Below are 17,117 nucleotides of genomic sequence, written 5' to 3'. Positions count from 1 at the left end.
CACGCAAGCCGAACGCCGTCGCCTGATAAGTGCACCTGACCCTATCACGGTAATTTCCACGCTGGCTAGAACGCTTGCGCACACTGCCCGACGCAGTACGCGAGCAGATGACGCTGGTGGCGTAAAAAAATGTGGGGTACCTAAGAACCTAACCCCATTATTCCCAGCTTGAACGAAGGCTTTTTCCACTTTGTTTGGAAACAGCCCTCTATCGCATTTTAGTATGACGTATATGAAAGCCCAACCTCCACCATAATATCATTAAATTCCCCGCATGCCCTGAGGTATCTACTAGCCTCATAGTCTAGAAATTGTATCGACATCATGTTCAAGCGTATTAACGAGAAATCAGTAAAGTTAATTAGGGTTCTCATGTAATCAAGCCTAATTTTTTGGCTGAATCCATTTGAATCACTGAGGTGATCGACAATGAACTTAGCGCATGTGTAAAAAGTCCTAACCGATCCAAATATTTGATCTTGCTCATCGCACGTTTTCAAAAAAGTGGCAATTTCTTCATCACTTGAAGAATTGCTCCTTAAGCGACTTATCTCGTCTTCAATCGCCACTACCGCTTCAGCACTAAATACTGATTTTTCAGCAACATCATCGCATGAGTTTATTTTGAATCTTTGAAATTTCGCCGATTGCACTTCAATCATCTTGAAAAACTTGTTCTCAAAAGATTTCAAATCCTCACTTTTTCTTGATTGATAAAGCTCATCCCGAAACGCCTTATTAGATTCGTTTTGTAACCCTAAAGACCTAACAATCAGAAGTAACGATATAAAACTAAGTATGGGATTTAAGGTTCCACCAATATAATCTCCAAATTGACCCCAAACCTCTGCTTTAGGGGAAATGTCACTCAAATGAAAGTTGATTGTATATGCACCCAGCACTGCAGCAACGGCTAAAGCCGCAATAAGGATTCGCCTGTCAATCATTGAAGTATCCAATTACTATATATTTAATTATTCTCCTATCCTTCAATCTAACAGGATTTAATCTCAACCTAATAACCCTCCATTTCCCCTCGGGAATTCCATTGTTATAGTTCAGATTCTCTGAGAATATCTTTTTGGCCTCCATTCTTATTTCCGCATAAGCACTTGAAAATCCGAACGCATAGGTTTCAGCGGATTCCTCCGGCTTTAGTCGGCCGTTCCCGGTGTTTATGTTAAGCCTAGTTATTGCAGCCCTTATCTCAACTTCTTCATCTGTTGGCTCTGCCTGTAACACCAATGCAGTTTCTTTTGTGAAACTTCCGATCTCAATTTTTTCAGATCTAGTTTTTCTGTAATTTAGCTTGACGTCAAAGCCAAATTTGACAGGGACTTCATGGATATTTTCCATGCAAGAGGTTCTTAAGTTCTTTATTAGATCTTCAGTCACATTACCCAATTTTTCCAGGTGATGTTGTGACTTCTCTGACAAGTCGCTATTTATTTCATAAAGCGACTCACCAATAAAATAATTCATTAGCTCGACAAAATTCTCTCGGCCAAGCTTTCTTAGTTCTTTTTTCAAATCTGAATCATGGAACTCCAAACTAAAAATCTGTCCATAAGAGCCTTTGAAACTTTGCTTAAGCTTGGTACGCACCGCACTACCATGATGCAACCTTTGAGGAACTTTTTTCGTTAGAAGTGTCTCGCCAATTTTTCTCGTAGCATCCGAAATGCCCTGCAACGTATCTAAGCCTGACTTCATGTCTACCGACTCATCCGGCGATGAAATGACGGCATCAAAATTCATCGACGCAACTTTATTTTCAATTTCCACTATTTTTCCTTTTTGCGTAGCACTTATAAATTATTTATTCTTCTTTGACAGCTCGAGAGTTGAAGGTCCTTCTGGAGGGTCCGAACCTGTCATGCCTTGCAACACGCTTAGCTCCACGTGCTACTGTTTTTATTACTTGCATTGTACAAAGGTGCGGCTGTCTTCCCTGGTCTATGCTGCCGTCGGCGCCATCCCCCTATATTGTGCAGCGTTGGCATAAGGCTTCGCCCACGTCCTTCTCGAAGCGATTCCAGTCGCCGACGACTACGCTTATTAATGTTGAGCAAAATTGATAGCTTGTGTTGCAGGCACATTCCGACAAACGAAGCGAGCCCAGCAAGGCAGCGAACCTCTAGCATCGTCGATGTCATAGGTGCAATTACCGTGTTGATGCCTTTAATCAGGCCTCGCAAGATTGAGCCGCTTTGATGCGACGGCAGCAACAGCACGCAATTCCGGATGCCAAAAAGGTTGCCGATTTTCACACCCGGACCAAACGGCCATGCTAACAAGTACGCAGAAGGAAACACTTTATTACCCCGTTTGCTTTCCATGCATGAAGATTTCCAGTTTGGACAATACCGAGATGTAGCAGTCTTGTCTGTGGGGAATCCGACATTTTGTGCCAGCGGTGTCATGCCCGACATCGCCCACGCACATAGCGTCAAAAAGAAGGCGCATCCAGCACGAGCACTTTTCAGTAGGGCTGTGCCTTGCCGGCATCTACCCGATCAGCATGAAGCTAATGGTGTGCAGTGGGCGCCGCAGCGTGCGGGCATGGCGCTGGCTTGGCTGGTAGGTATGTTGACGTTTGGTACGGCGCTGCGACAAGGCATCAAGGCAATGGGTGGTGCGCTGCCGTGGCAGACGCCGATTGTGTCGGCCTCGGGCTGGCTATGATCGCGGCGGCGATGATCCTGCGCCTTGAGCACGCGCGAGGGCTTCCGCCGCGTGCAATTGGCAAGCTGGCATTCGGCGAGATACTGCAAGCGCTTTCGCCGAAGTATTTACGTGCGGCCACGTTTGGCTACTTCAGCCATTATGTGGGAGCTGTACGCGATGTGGACACTGACCCCCGCTGTTGATTGCGCGCGCAGGGTTGAAATAACAGTTCCAGGTCACTTCCACTACAGCCCGGCCGTCGCCAAACCATCGCGCCCACACCGCCACGCGGCAGGCATGGGCGCGATACGTTGGCGCTAGAACTTGTAGGTCAGCCCCAGGTACGCCAGCCGGCCTGCGTATCCGCCGGTGTAGAAGCGGGCGCGGGTGTCCTCGCCCAGGTACGAGCGGGACTCCTGCTTGGTCAGGTTCAGCACCGAGGCGGTGAGGCTGAGCGCCGGGGTGATGTTGTAGGCCGCGTTCAGATCGACCTGGTAGTACGGCTCTTCAAAGACGTTCAACCCGTTGACCAGGCCCTGCACCAGCTCGCCGCGTCGGTTGTACGAGGCGCGCAGCAGCAGGCTGTCGGTCTCGTAGAACACGGTGAGGTTGGTCTGGTTTCTGGCGCTGCCCGGCATGGCGGTCTCGCCGGCCTCAGTGCCGTCTTCCAGCCGCACCGCCGCCTTGCTGGCATCGTTGTAGGTGTAGTTGAACTGCACACCGAGGCCAAATGGCAGCGTGTGCTGCGCGTAGAGCTCCACACCCTGCGAGACCGCGTCCTGGCCGCCGGCCTGGGTGCTGTAGTTCTGCACGGTGACCGGTTGCCCGTCGACCATCATGTTCACGTCGCTGATGACGTCGACCGCAAAGTTCTCCACGTTCTTGCGGAACAGTCCCACACCTGCCACCGAGCCCGGCTGGAAATACCATTCCAGCCCCAGGTCGAACTGGTTGGCCTTGTACGGCTCCAGGTTCTTGTTGCTGCCCGAGCCGTACCAGCCCTGCTCGCTGGCACCGCCGGTCAGGCGCCGGTCGGCCACGTACTCGGGACTGTAGAACTCCAGGCTTCCAGGCGCGGCGATGTCGTTGTAGCTGGGACGTGCGATCACCTTCGCGGCTGCCGCGCGCAGCAGCAGGTTCTCGGTCAGGTCGTAGGCCAGGTTGAAACTCGGCAGCACGTCGGTGTAGTTGCGGTCCAGCCCGCTGACCACGAACGACTCGGTGCGTTGCACGCTGTCGGACAAACGCCAGTAGCCTTCGGTCCCGCAATAGGTGTCGGCCGGGGCGCCGCTGGGCATGGCGGCGCCCTGCTGGCAGGCCAGCGGATTGCCGTCGGCGCCATCGAAGAAGTAGTCGTTGTAGGCGGTCACCTTGTCGGTGGAATCGGCACGCTGGCCGGTGCGCGCCACCCGCACGCCGACGTTGCCACGCAGCCGCTCGGTGTGGAAGTTGAGTTGCAGGTAGGTGGAATAGATCTCCTCGTCGACGTTGTAGACGAAGTTGTCTTCGCTGCGGGTCTGCATCGCGCCGTAGGTCTGGTTCAAGTAGCCGATGTAGCCCGGGAAGTTGATCGCCGGGAACGCGCTGGCGTTGACGCCACCGGCCAGGTTGTCCTGCGCGAACAGCAGGCCCGGCGAGAACTGGGTGGCGATGGCATTGCAGCGCCCGTTCCAGTAGCGGTTGTCGTAGTCGCCCGGATCGGTGCCCGGGCACACCCAGTAGTTGTTGCCGGTACTGCGGTGGATGCCGCCGTCGCGACGCTTGAGGCCGAACTGCAGCGAGTCGAAGACCTCGCCATCGAAATGCCAGGTGGTATCGATCTGCGCGTACTGCTGCTGATTGGTGTTACGGGTCCAGGACGAGCCGGTCGAGCCCAGGTCGACCTGCAGGATGCCGTCGCGCAGGTTCTGCATCAGCTGCGGCGAGAATGTCATGGACGGCGTGCCGGTCAGGTCCCAGGCGCTGGCGAAGTTGCCGTTGGTCCAGCTGCCGTCGGCGTTCTGCAGGCGCGGCTTGATCGGCAGGGAGAACTGCAGCTCCGGCCCGCCCTTGGCCCAGGTGCGGCCGACCTTGAACGCCACGTCCACCTGCTCGCCACGCCATTCGCCGCCCAGGTCCACCGTCTGCGACTGCGATTTCTCGATGTTGTAGCTGCCGGTGATCTGCGGGGTCGGCACGGTGCAATCGTCCGAGCCCCAGCCGCCCGGCGGCAGGCCCGCCGCGGCGGCCTGCGCCTCGCTGCAATAGTAGGTCTTGCCCGGACGCAGGCTGTAGGCGGCGCCAGTGACGATGGTGCCGCTGGGATCGAACTGCAGCCCGTCGAGCAGACGGCCGCCGCGCCAGTTGCCATCGCCGTTATAGCGGGCAATGTTCCACTCGGGAATCTTGATGGTATTGGTCTGGGAGTCCTGCGACAGGTCGAAGCGGAAGTAGTTCGCGGTCAGCGTCAGGTCGTCGGTCGGCTTGAACTGCAAGGTCAGTTGCCCACCCTTGCGCTCGCGCTCCTCGCGTTTGGCGTCCAGGCTGACCGCCGTCGGCATCATGAAACCGGTGTAGTAATTGCTGTTCTGGTCCCAGAAACCGGTACCACCCCACCAGTTGGCGTTGAAGTCCGACGGATTTCCATTCACGTCGACCGCCGGGCCGACTTCGTCGCGGCCGTACCACTGCCAGCTCTCGGTACTGGCATTGAGCGTGCGAGCGGTGCGCTTCTGCTGCGTGTAGCCCACGAAGACACCGAAGCGGTTGTCCTTGTCGTGCCACGAGTACGAACCGGAGAACTGGCCGTCGGTCTTCTTGCTGGTATCCGACCAGGTGCCCTCGGCCGAGACGAAGCCGGAATGTGGCTCCAGTTCCAGCGGGCGCCGCGTCTGCAGGATCACCGTGCCGCCGATGCCGCCTTCGTCGATGCGTGCTTCCGGGGTCTTGTACAGCTCCGCGCTGCCCAGCAGGTTCGACGGCAGCAGCGTGTAGTTGAACGAGCGCGTCGGGTCGCCGTTGGATTCTGCGGTGGCGATGTAGTTGCCGTTCAATTCGGTCAGCACCAGCTCCGAGGACAGGCCGCGCACACTGACGTTCTTGCCCTCGCCGCCGTCGCGGCTGATGACCACGCCGGGCACGCGCTGCAGCGCATCGGCTACGTTCTTGTCGGGGAACTTGCCCACGTCCTCGGCGGTGATCACATCGACCACGGCGTTGGCGTTGCGCTTCTGCTCCAGGCTTTTTTCGATCGCGTAGCGGTAGCCGGTCACCGTCACCGCATCCAGGTCCGTGGCCTGCACCTCGGCCTGGCCCGTGGGCGCCGGCGTGGCGTCGGCCTGCTGGGCGGCAGCGGTGGTAGAGGCGGCGCTCGCGAACAAGACGATGGCGATACCGGCGGACAGCGTGCTGCGGTTGCGTGCGAATGGCATGCAGTTCATTTCGATCATGCTCTCCCAATAGTGATTGGCTTCGGCCGATTCCTGTCGATCCAACGATCCGCCAAGAACGCTGCGCGAAGTGACACAAAAATATCCGGCGCCGTTGCGCCCCCCCTCCTCTTGCGTCCGCTTCCACGCAGATGCAATTAGATCGTTCTAATACCGTGGAAAGCTAAGTAGCACAGCCCATGCGGCAGCGCATTCTGCCCCGCAACAGGCCCGCGGCATTGCAGGGCATCCACGATGGCCGGCCGGCCCGCCACGCTTGCACGCGGCATGGCACGGCCTGCCGCGTTGCCGGCTGCAGCAGCGTGATCGCTGCAAGCAACACACCCTTACCCGCAACCGGACGCAAGCGGTTTGCCGACGCGCCAGCACACACCTCATTTGAAACCGAGCTCAGCAACAGACTGGATCGGCGTGAGGGCATCGCCTGCCACACGCCGCTTGGCGGCCATCGCCAACGCGATCGCCACCACCGAACATGCGCCAGCTTGTTGCCTGCGTACATGCGCAAGGGCGGCGGGGCCTGCTGCGGCATTGATGACACGCCTTGGTCGGAAGCGCATGCGCCGATGACCTGTCAACCCTGCATCGACGCCAGCGTGGAAGCGGCCCATGCCGCAAAACGACAACTTTCTGGCGCATCGACCGAGTGCGCCTATCAAGTCCGCCGCGCTCGCGCCGATATCGCTTCCATGGACAGACTCAGCATCATCGGACTGGTGCTCGCGATCGTGGCGATCGTGGGCGGCAGCGTGTTGAAAGGCGCCGGCATTTCGTCGCTGTGGTCGCCGGCTGCCTTCGTGATCGTGATCGTCGGCACCGTGGCGGCGATCCTGCTGCACACCTCGCCGGCAGTTTTCCGGCGCGCCTTCAAGATCCTGCGCTGGGTGATCCAGCCGCCGGCCAGCGACCGCCCGCAGTTGCTGGCGCGCATCGTCGAATGGAGCAACATCGCCCGCCGCCAGGGCCTGCTGGGCCTGGAAGACCAGCTCCCGCGCCAGGACGATGCGTTCCTGCGCAAGGGCCTGCAGATGCTGGTCGATGGCGTGGAGCCCGAATCCATGCGGCACATGCTCGAGATCGAAATGGACAACCAGGAGCGTCAGGATCTTGCCGCGGCCAAGGTGTTCGAAGGCATGGGCATCTATGCGCCCACGCTGGGCATCATCGGCGCGGTGCTGGGGCTGATGGCGGTGATGAAGAACCTGGCCGACCCGGCCATGCTCGGCCATGGCATCGCCGCGGCGTTCACCGCCACCATCTACGGCATCGCCTCGGCCAATCTGCTGTTCCTGCCGGTCGCCGCCAAGCTCAAGAGCGTCATCCACTGCAGTACCAACGAGCGCGAAATGGCGATCGAAGGCCTGATCGCGATCGCCCAGGGCGAGAACCCGCGCAACATCGAGTCGAAATTGGCCGGATACTTGCATTAGTCCCGTCATGGCCCGCCGTCGCAAACATCACGAAGACCATGGCAACCACGAAGCGTGGGCGATTCCGTATGCCGATCTGATGACGCTGCTGCTGGCGTTCTTCGTGGTGATGTACGCAATCTCCTCGCTCAACGAGGGCAAGTACAAGGTCATGGCGCAGGCGCTGACCACCGCCTTCGGCGGCTCGTCCACTGCCGCCAGCCCGGTGCAGATCGGCAAGACCCAGACCCTGGGCGCCGATTACGACCGCCCCTCGGTGATCAAGGCCGGCGCGCCGATGGCCGCCTCCAGCGGGCCGACCGACCCCACCCTGCTGCCATCGATGGCCGCGCAGATGCGCATGCCGGTGTCGCTGCGCAACCAGGCGCAGCTGGCGCGCGCGCAGCGGCAGATGGACGCGGTGGCCCAGCAGCTGAGCAAGACGCTGGCGCCGCTGATCGAACAGAAACTCATCACCATCCGCCGCAACGACCTGTGGATCGAGGTGGAGATCAACAGTGACATCCTGTTCGGCACCGGCTCGGCCTCGCTGGCCAGCAGCGCCCGCGGCACCCTGTCGGCGCTGGCCGCGGTGCTGCGCGATGCGCCAAATGGCGTGCGCGTGGAGGGGTATACCGACAACCAGCCGATCGCCACCGCACAGTTCCCCTCCAACTGGGAGCTGTCGGCCGCGCGCGCCGCCAGCGTGGTGCACCTGTTTGCCGACGACGGCGTGGCCCCGCAACGATTGGCGATGGTGGGCTATGGAGAATTCCGCGCACGTGCCGATAACAGCACTGAGGCGGGACGGAATGCGAACCGGCGTGTGGTGTTGATCATCCTCGCTGACTCGGCTGGCTCACTCGCACCCGATCCGCCATCGCAGATGCATGCGACCGCCGCCGGGGCGCCCAAGCTTCCCAAGTCTGACGGCGGCCAAACGGCCGTCACCACCGAAAGCGGCACAAGTTCCGTCCCCGCCGTAATTCAAGGAGTGCAGTGAGATGCGTATCTGGGCAATCGCCAACCAAAAGGGCGGCGTCGGCAAGACCACCACGACGCTGGCATTGGGTCGCGGCCTGGCCGCGCTCGGCCACCGGGTATTGTTGATCGACCTCGATCCGCACTCCTCCCTTACCCGCGCGTTCGGTGTGGCGATCGACCCGCCGCCGCGCGGCGTGCTGGACCTGTTCGGCACCCCGCCGAGCGATCTGGCCAGCCTGGCCCATGAAAGCGCCATCCCCGGCCTGTCCTATGTGTGCGCGCAAGCCGCACTGGCCACGCTGGAACGCCGCAGCGCCAACCAGCCCGGCCTGGGCCTGGCGTTGCAGAACGCGATGACCCGGCATGCCGGCCAGCACGACTACATCCTGCTCGACTGCCCGCCCACGCTCGGCCTGCTGATGATCAACGCGCTGGCCGCCTGCGACCGCGTGGTGGTGCCGACCCAGGCCGAGCCGCTGGCACTGCATGGCCTGGCCAGCATGGTGCGGACTGCCGACATGGTGCAGCGCTCGCGTCGCCGCGCGCTGCCGGTGTCGATCCTGCCGACCCTGTTCGACCGGCGCACCCGCGCCGGCACCGAGACGCTCAAGGAGATGCAGGACACCTACGGCGCCGTCGTCTGGGAAGACGCGGTGCCGGTGGATACCCGAATCTGCAATGCCGCCGCACTGACTGTCCCCGCCACCGGCGGCGACTACCAGGGCCGCGGCCTGTCCGCCTATCGCCGCGCGCTGGAATGGGTGCTGGCCGATGACGCGATGCGTATGGAGCAAGCTGCATGAGCAACCACACCGCCAACGGTGAGCTGGACGATTATCTGGAAGGCCTGTTGCACGACGCCGGCGTCGAGATCCCCGCCCCGGCTGCTGCGGCCACTGCCGCCCCTGCTGCCAGCGAAACTCCGGCGCCTGCGGACGCAGACCTCGCGCTGGCTGAGCCGCCGGTGCAGGCTGCCGCAGCTCCCGAAGCCGCCGCTGTGTCGGAAGCGGCGACGTCCAACGCGATTGCCGCGGTGCTGAGCGCCGACGCGATCGCTGCCGATTTCCTCGCCGAAATGGATGCCGACCCGGCCTTCGGGCCGCCAGTGGTCGCTGCACCCAGCGCCGCAGACATCGCTGCCGACTTCCTGGCCGAAATGGACGCCGACCCGGCCTTCGGGCCGCCGGTGGCTGCCGCGCCCAGCGCCGCGGACATTGCTGCCGACTTCCTGACCGAAATGGACGCCGATCCGGCCTTCGGTCCGCCAGTGGTCGCCGCGCCCAGCGCCGCAGACATCGCTGCCGACTTCCTGGCCGAAATGGATGCCGACCCGGCCTTCGGGCCGCCTGTGGCTGCCGCGCCCAGCGCCGCGGACATCGCTGCCGACTTCCTCGCTGAAATGGATGCCGACCCGGCCTTTGCCACCGCTGCACCCAGCCCGTTTATGAGCACCGCCGACCTGATGGCCGAAATGGACGCCGACCCGGCCTTCGCCACGGCGGCCTCCGGCACGGATCTGCTGGCGGCCGATCTGCTGTCGGAGATGGATGCCGACCCGGCCTTTGCCGATGCCGCACCTGCCCCGCCGACACCGGCGCGGCCTGCGCCGGCACCGATGCAGGCACCGCACCGCGCACCGCCGCCGCCGATCTACCCGCAAGGCCTGCAGGCACTGCTGGCTCCCGGCCAGGCCGAGCACATCCAGGCCGAGCGGCGCGCCAGCGAACGCAGTACGCGCTGGCTGCGCCTGCGCTGCGGCGAGCAGACCTATGCGCTGGAATTGCTCAAGGTGCAGGAAGTGGTACTGCCGGTACCGCTGCTGCCGCTGCGCGGCACTGCCAGTGCGATGCTCGGCATCATGAACCTGCGTGGCCAGGTGGTGCCGGTGATCGATCTGGGCATGCATCTGGGCTCGGCGCCGATCAACATGGATCTGCAGACGCGCGTGGTGGTGCTGGAAGAAAACGGCGAGACCATGGGCCTGCGCGTGTCGGCGGTGGAAGACGTCACCAGCCTGACCGACCAGCAGATCGAGCCGCCAGACAACGCCCGCCTGTGCCGCATTTCCAACAACCTGTTCCGTGGCGTCGCGCGGCTGGGCCATCAGCCGATGATCCTGCTCGACGCCAGCCATCTGCTGCATTGATTCAACGCGCAGCTGACGCGCACCTGCACGCGCAACGATTCAGCGTTAAAGCTTTCCCGCCCCCCGCCGTTAGTACGCATAGAACCATCCGTTCGGAGCAACAATGAGCACAGTGACATTGGGTGAGGATCTCGGCATCGAGACCAGCGCCGACCTCAAGCAGAAGCTTGCCGCGTTCCTGACCCAGGACGGCGACCTGGTGCTCAATGCCGGCGACGTCCGGCGCATCCATACCGCCAGCGTGCAGTTGCTCTGCGCCTTTGTGCAGAGCCGCCGCCAGGCGGGGTTGCATACCGAATTCGATGGCTGCAACGACACTTTTAGAGATGCGGCCCGTCTGCTCGGCGTCACCGACGCGCTCGGACTTTCCGCATCCAATGACAACCTGAAATCTGTGGAGAACGCCGCATGAGCGCACGTATCTTGGTGGTGGACGATTCGGCGTCAATGCGCCAGATGGTCTCTTTCGCCCTCACCTCTGCCGGCTTTGCCGTCGAAGAAGCCGAGGACGGCGCCGTTGCGCTGGGCCGCGCGAAGGGCCAACGCTTCAATGCGGTGGTGACCGACGTGAACATGCCCAACATGGACGGCATCTCGCTGATCCGCGAGCTGCGCCAGCTGCCGGACTACAAGTTCACCCCGATGCTGATGCTCACCACCGAGTCGGCGGCCGACAAGAAGTCCGAAGGCAAGGCCGCCGGTGCCACCGGCTGGCTGGTCAAGCCGTTCAATCCGGAACAGCTGATCGCCACCGTCCAGAAAGTTCTGGGTTAATCCTTACTCGCTTCACCATCGGATCTCACGCCCATGAGCATGGACCTGCAACGTTTCCACGCCACCTTTTTCGAGGAAAGCCGCGAAGGGCTGGACGCGATGGAGGCCGGGCTGTTGTCCCTTGAAGAGGGCAACCGCGACCCGGAAATCATCAACTCGGTGTTCCGCGCCGCGCACTCGATCAAGGGCGGCGCGGCCACCTTCGGTTTCGAAGCCGTCGCCGGCCTGACCCACGTGCTGGAGACGCTGCTGGACGAGCTGCGCTCCAACAAGCGCCAGCTCGAACCCAATGCGGTCGATGCCATGCTCGGCTCGGTCGACGTGCTGCGCGCCCTGCTGCGCGAAGCCGAACACGGCACCCCGGCCGACCCGGCCGCGGTCAAGGCCGTGCATACCCGTTTGAACGCCGTGCTGGCCGGCGAAGCGCCGACCGCCGCTGCGGTCGCCAAGCCGAAGGAAGAAGAACCCGAAGCCTGGCATATCGGTTTCACCCCGGCGCCGTCGCTGTTCATGAGCGGCAACGACCCGCTGCGCATCATCCGCGAGCTCGAGCACCTGGGCCCGCTGCAGATTGCCGCACGCCTGGAGCGCATGCCGGGCTTTGAGAACATCGATCCGCTGGAAGCCTACCTGGCCTGGGATCTGGGCCTGATCGGCAAGATTCCGCGCAGCAAGATCGAAGACACCTTCGCCTGGGTGGTGGACGATTGCGAGCTGGACATCCGCCCGATGGCGGTGCCCGGCCCGCCGCCGAGCCTGGCCGTCGAAGCCGCTGTCGCGGCGCCGGTCGCTGTCGCTGCGGCACCCGCCGCCGCTGCCGAACCTGCCGCCGCTGCTGCCGCCACGCCGGCCAAGGCCGCCGCGGCCGAAGCGGAAACCTCGATCCGCGTCAGCGTCGACAAGGTCGATGCGTTGATCAATCTGGTTGGCGAGCTGGTCATCACGCAGGCCATGCTCAAGCAGGTCTCCACCGGTCTGGATCCGGCGCATGCCGAACAGCTGTTCGCCGGCCTGGATCTGCTCGAACGCAATACCCGCGACCTGCAGGAAGCGGTCATTGGCGTGCGCATGCTGCCGGTGGATGCGGTGTTCCGCCGCTTCCCGCGCCTGGTCCGCGACCTCTCCAGCCGCCTCGGCAAGCAGGTGCGCCTGCGCACCATCGGCGAAGGCACCGAGCTGGACAAGGGCCTGATCGAAAAGATCGCCGATCCGTTGGTGCACCTGGTGCGCAACTCGATCGACCACGGTCTGGAAATGCCCGATGCGCGTCGCGCCTCCGGCAAGGACGAGACCGGCACGATTACCTTGGCGGCCTCGCATCAGGGCGGCCATATCGTGATCGAAGTCAGCGACGACGGCCGTGGCCTCAATCGCGCCAAGATCCTGGAGAAAGCGGCCGAACGCGGCATCGCCGTGCCGGACAACCCGACCGATGCGCAGGTGTGGGATCTGATCTTCGCACCGGGCTTCTCCACTGCCGATGCCGTCACCGACCTGTCCGGCCGTGGCGTGGGCATGGACGTGGTCCGCCGCAACATCCAGGGCCTGGGTGGCGAAGTGCAGCTGGAAAGCAACGCCGGCAGCGGTACCCGCGTGCTGATCCGCCTGCCGCTGACCCTGGCCATCCTCGACGGCATGACCGTGTCGGTGGCCGGCGAAACCCTGATCCTGCCGCTGGCCTATGTGCTCGAAGCCCTGCAGCCGGCACCGGAAGACATCCGCTCGATGGCCGGCGACGGCCGGGTGCTGCGAGTCCGCGGAGAATACCTGCCGATCCTGTCGCTCACCGACTACTACGGCTTTGGCGGGCAGCAGTCCTCGCAGGAACCGCTGGTGGTGGTGGTCGAAGGCGATGGCCAGAAGATCGCGCTGGAAGTGGATGAACTGCTCGGCCAGCAACAGGTGGTGGTCAAGAACATCGAGAACAACTACCGCCGCATCCCGGGCGTGTCCGGCGCAACCATCTTGGGCGATGGCCGGGTCTCGCTGATCGTGGACATCGGTGGGCTGGTGCGCTCGCTGCGCGTGCCGCAAGCCGCGTAAGACGCCAAGCCACGCAACAACTGCAATGTGATCCCTTCTCCCATCGGGAGAAGGCGCCCCGAAGGGGCGGATGAGGGTACGAGCACAGCCACGCGCAGTCGGAGTTACACGCGGCTGCGCCGGTACCCTCGCACTACCCCTCTCCCGCAGGAGAGGGGCTCGAAGCACCCAGGCCGCCGATTTTGTGCGGCAACGACAGAGCCCTGGCAGCGATGCCGGGGCTTTGTCGTTGTGGTGCGTCTGTGTGCCCTGTGTTTGCTGCCTGCCTGCCCGTGGGTGAGCACGCCTGCATGCGCGCGGCGTGCTCAGCGTTGGCCGTACGCGATCTGCAACGTGAGCTCAGGTCAGCTCGTTTCTCACCCCGCTCTCCCACACGCGCACTGCGCAACGCGTCACATCTAAAGAACGCAAGCGGGCCGGCAGACGCCGGCAAGCTCAAGAAAGCCGGCTAGCGAACGCTACCGCTGTACCTCTTCTCCTCCCTCCCTCCCGAGAACACCATGAAATTTCTGCACTCCCTCAACGTCGGGCGACGCCTGGCGTTGGCATTTGCGTTGCTGATCGTCCTGCTGGCCGGTTCGACCAGCCTGGCGCTGTACGAATTCAAGACCGTCAAGAACCAGGTCTCGATCATCATCGAGATCAATAACCGCAAGGCGCAGCTGCTCAACCAGATGCGCGAGAGCAATATGCTGGGCGAGCGTTACATCCGCGACTTCATGCTGGCCTCGCCGCAGCAACAGCCCGCCATCGATGCACAGCTCAAGGCCAATCGCGCGCACTACGCCGAGTTGTGGGCTGCGCTGAAACGCCTGCCGACCACCGCCGATGGCATGCGTGCACGCCAGACCATCGAAGACAGCCTCACCGCCGCCCGCGCCACCAACAACCGTCTGCTCGGCATGATCCGCAGCGGCGATCTGGACGGCGCCAAGCAGTTGTTGCGCGGCGAAGCGCAGCCGTTGCTGGAGCGCCGCTCCAAGGCGATTGGCGCCGCGGTTGAATTGCAGAACGCGCAGAACGCCGCCGGTGCCGCCGCCATCCTGGGCAGCGTGGCGCTGGCCAACCGCGCGTTGATCGCCTTCGGTCTGTTGTCGGCCGGCCTGGCTGCCACACTGGCCTGGCTGATCTCGCGCAGCCTGGTGCGTCCGTTGACCCAGGCCACCCAGGTCGCCGACGCCATCGCGCACGGTAAGCTGGACAACCCGATCGGCCCGCAGCCCGGCGATGAACCCGGCCAGTTGTTGACCAGCATGCGTGGCATGCAAGACCAGCTCAAGGCGGTTGCCGCCGCACAGCAGGACATGGCGCGCCGCCACGACGACGGGCAGATCAGCTTCCGCATGGACGAAGCGGTGTTTCCCGGCGAATACGGCAGCATGGTGCGCGACACCAATGCCCTGGTCGATTCGCATATCGCAGTGAAGATGAAGCTGGCGCAGATCATGTCGCGCTATGCCATCGGCGACCTGAGCCAGGACATGGACCGCCTGCCCGGCGAGAAGGCCGTGCTCTGCGACACCATGGACGCGGTCAAGCGCAACCTGTTTGCGATGAACAGCGAGATCAAGTTGCTGGCCCAGGCCGCAGCCAACGGCGATTTCAGCGTGCGTGGCGATACGCAGCGCTTCCAGTACGACTTCCTGGCCATGGTGGAGAGCCTCAACCAGCTGATGGCCACTGCCGATGGCAACCTGGGTGCCCTGTCCAAGGTGCTGCAGGCGATTGCCGCCGGCGACCTGACCGAGCGCATGCACGGCCAGTTCCACGGTGTGTTCGCGCAGATGCGCGATGACGCCAACGCCACCACCGAGCAGTTGTCCGGCATCGTCGGGCGCATCCAGCACGCCACCACCTCGATCAATGCGGCCGCCAGCGACATCGCCGCCGGCAACAACGACCTGTCGCAGCGCACCGAGCAGCAGGCGGCCAACCTGGAAGAAACCGCCGCCTCGATGGAGGAGCTGACTTCCACCGTCAAGCAGAATGCCGAAGGCGCCCGCCAGGCCAGCCAGTTGGCGATCGGCGCAGCCGGCGTTGCCTCGCAAGGTGGCGAGGTGGTCAGCAAGGTCGTCGCCACGATGGCCGACATCCAGGCGTCGTCCAGGAAGATCGCCGACATCATCAGCGTCATCGACGGCATCGCCTTCCAGACCAATATCCTGGCCTTGAATGCGGCGGTGGAGGCAGCGCGTGCCGGCGAACAGGGCCGTGGCTTTGCGGTTGTGGCCAGCGAAGTGCGCACGTTGGCGCAGCGCTCGGCCGGTGCGGCCAAGGAGATCAAGCAGCTGATCGACGACTCGGTGGGCAAGGTCGCCGAAGGCTCGGTGCTGGTGAATCAGGCCGGCACCACCATGACCGAGATCGTGGCCAGCGTGCAGCGTGTCACCGACATCATGAGCGAGATCTCCGCCGCCTCGCAGGAACAGTCGGCCGGCATCGAACAGGTCAACCTGACCGTGACGCAGATGGACCAGGCCACCCAGCAGAACGCGGCATTGGTGGAAGAAGCCACCGCCGCCGCCCGTGCGATGGAAGCACAGGCCGGGCAGCTCTCCGATGCGGTGGCGATCTTCAAGATCCAGCCGAACGCGGCGCTGCCGTCGGCAAGCCGCACACCCGCCGCGCGGCATCTGACGGTGGTTTAAGCCGCAGGAACCTGCCCTCGTCCCCTCGTCCGGCGCTGCACGCCACCTTCTCCCGCGGGGAGAAGCAAACGCTCTGTCCGGTTTGACACGTCGGCATCGACACCCGAAACGCCCCGATCTGTCGGGGCGTTTTGCCATGCGGCAGCGAATTAAAGACGCACCACACCACCCCCGCGATCGCCAGGCAATGCTGCCGTTGGTCGAAAGGTGATCAAGCACAAGCTTCGGCGGTCGATACCAGGAGCAATGAGGGCTGCCTGGCCCGCGCTACGTCCAAGGAAGTCCGCATGCCTACCGTCAACTCACCACGCTCTGCCCGCCACATGCTGGGCTCGGTGTTCGCCGTCGCGCTGCTGGTTGCCAGCGTCTCGTTGCCGCCGTCCTTCGCAGCACCGGCCGCGCCGGTCTCGGTCCTGCTGGACAACGTGCCGATGAGCGCGCTGCAGTCGCTGGCCATCGACCTGGTGCAGTTGCGCGACGACCAGCGGGCGCAGCTTGCCGCAGCGCACGACCGTGCCCGCATCGAGGCCTATGACGAGCGCCTGGGCAACCTGCGTCAACGCATTGCACGGCATGCGGGCTATTTTCAGGCCAGCGCGCCGCAGGGCGAACAGGCGCGCCAGTTCGCGCTGGTGCAGCAGCAGTTGGGCCAGTACCTGGCGCAACATCGGCAGGCCAATCGCGCCCTGCACGATGGCGACCTGCAGTCTGCGCAGGCCCTGTCGCTGGGCCATGCGGGCGACACGCGCCACCTGCTGTGGACCGAACTGCAGACCCTGCAGCAGTCGGTGGCCAGCGTGGGCAACACGCAACGCAACTGAGCACTGCCCGCACTGCGAGCCCGGTGGCCGCAGCGGCGTTGCAGCATTCCCGGTTAGCCAGCCCGGCGCTGCGCCAAACCACGCAGCCTGCCACGCAGGTTCGCGTGCATCCTGCCCTGCCCGGCTGATCCCGGTGCCGTATGCCCTGCCCGCGCGGGTGCGCGCATTCGCCGCACGGCCCCGGCAATCGGATGACA

12 protein-coding genes and 1 pseudogene are annotated in these 17,117 nt (G+C 62.8%); 10 read left to right on the top strand and 3 right to left on the bottom strand.

Annotated features, from left to right (window positions below; all coding sequences use genetic code 11):
* Positions 1 to 218: 218 nt before the first annotated feature.
* Together ABQY74_RS09930 and ABQY74_RS09925 are read right to left on the bottom strand one after the other, a co-directional pair.
* Positions 219 to 947: a hypothetical protein gene (locus ABQY74_RS09930; protein WP_349791272.1), complete on the bottom strand. Its 729-nt coding sequence runs from the start codon at positions 945 to 947 to the stop codon at positions 219 to 221.
* Positions 940 to 1,785 carry a hypothetical protein gene (locus ABQY74_RS09925; RefSeq protein ID WP_349791270.1) on the bottom strand — a complete coding sequence of 282 codons (846 nt, stop codon included), beginning with the start codon at positions 1,783 to 1,785 and terminating at the stop codon, positions 940 to 942. Before ABQY74_RS09925 ends, ABQY74_RS09930 begins: the two co-directional genes overlap by 8 nt.
* Positions 1,786 to 2,337: 552 nt before the next feature.
* Between ABQY74_RS09925 and ABQY74_RS09920 the strand changes: the two genes are divergently transcribed.
* Positions 2,338 to 2,685: a hypothetical protein gene (locus tag ABQY74_RS09920; protein ID WP_349791268.1), complete on the top strand. Its 348-nt coding sequence runs from the start codon at positions 2,338 to 2,340 to the stop codon at positions 2,683 to 2,685.
* A 299-nt stretch (positions 2,686 to 2,984) separates the two neighbouring features.
* Here ABQY74_RS09920 and ABQY74_RS09915 read toward each other — a convergent pair whose 3' ends face one another.
* The gene (locus tag ABQY74_RS09915; RefSeq protein WP_349791266.1) at positions 2,985 to 6,140 is read right to left on the bottom strand and encodes a TonB-dependent receptor; all 3,156 of its coding nucleotides are present in this window, start codon (positions 6,138 to 6,140) and stop codon (positions 2,985 to 2,987) included.
* A 644-nt stretch (positions 6,141 to 6,784) separates the two neighbouring features.
* On the opposite strand from ABQY74_RS09915, the gene ABQY74_RS09910 reads away from it, so the two are divergent.
* The 9 genes and pseudogenes from ABQY74_RS09910 to ABQY74_RS09870 all read left to right on the top strand — a co-directional run bounded on the left by ABQY74_RS09910 (position 6,785) and on the right by ABQY74_RS09870 (position 16,920).
* A complete protein-coding gene (locus ABQY74_RS09910; protein ID WP_026064871.1) occupies positions 6,785 to 7,525 on the top strand; it encodes a flagellar motor protein in 741 nt (246 codons plus the stop codon).
* 7 nt (positions 7,526 to 7,532) lie between these two features.
* Positions 7,533 to 8,507 (top strand): flagellar motor protein MotD, encoded by a 975-nt coding sequence (gene motD, locus ABQY74_RS09905; protein WP_349791264.1) that lies wholly within the window; start codon positions 7,533 to 7,535, stop codon positions 8,505 to 8,507.
* 1 nt (position 8,508) lies between these two features.
* On the top strand, positions 8,509 to 9,291 hold the full coding sequence (locus ABQY74_RS09900; RefSeq protein ID WP_024937682.1) for a ParA family protein: 783 nt from the start codon (positions 8,509 to 8,511) through the stop codon (positions 9,289 to 9,291).
* Complete coding sequence (locus ABQY74_RS09895; RefSeq protein ID WP_349791262.1) at positions 9,288 to 10,634, top strand: chemotaxis protein CheW; 1,347 nt, start codon at positions 9,288 to 9,290, stop codon at positions 10,632 to 10,634. Before ABQY74_RS09900 ends, ABQY74_RS09895 begins: the two co-directional genes overlap by 4 nt.
* Before the next feature lie 103 nt (positions 10,635 to 10,737).
* A complete protein-coding gene (locus tag ABQY74_RS09890; RefSeq protein WP_024937684.1) occupies positions 10,738 to 11,046 on the top strand; it encodes a lipid asymmetry maintenance protein MlaB in 309 nt (102 codons plus the stop codon).
* Entirely contained in the window at positions 11,043 to 11,408 is a 366-nt protein-coding gene (locus ABQY74_RS09885) for a response regulator (RefSeq protein WP_002806565.1), read from the top strand. Before ABQY74_RS09890 ends, ABQY74_RS09885 begins: the two co-directional genes overlap by 4 nt.
* 33 nt (positions 11,409 to 11,441) lie before the next feature.
* Positions 11,442 to 13,451, top strand: coding sequence for a chemotaxis protein CheA (locus ABQY74_RS09880; RefSeq protein ID WP_039527454.1), 2,010 nt, complete (start codon positions 11,442 to 11,444; stop codon positions 13,449 to 13,451).
* A 500-nt stretch (positions 13,452 to 13,951) separates the two neighbouring features.
* A pseudogene (locus tag ABQY74_RS09875) lies at positions 13,952 to 16,252 on the top strand (methyl-accepting chemotaxis protein).
* Between the two features lie 134 nt (positions 16,253 to 16,386).
* Positions 16,387 to 16,920, top strand: coding sequence for a hypothetical protein (locus tag ABQY74_RS09870; protein ID WP_349791259.1), 534 nt, complete (start codon positions 16,387 to 16,389; stop codon positions 16,918 to 16,920).
* Positions 16,921 to 17,117 lie beyond the last annotated feature (197 nt).

It is taken from the genome of Xanthomonas sp. WHRI 7064 (genome assembly GCF_040202355.2).
In the GTDB taxonomy this organism is placed as follows: Bacteria; Pseudomonadota; Gammaproteobacteria; order Xanthomonadales; family Xanthomonadaceae; genus Xanthomonas; species Xanthomonas arboricola.
Note: the sequence above shows the minus strand (reverse complement) of the source record. Positions and strands in the feature narration are given on the sequence as shown.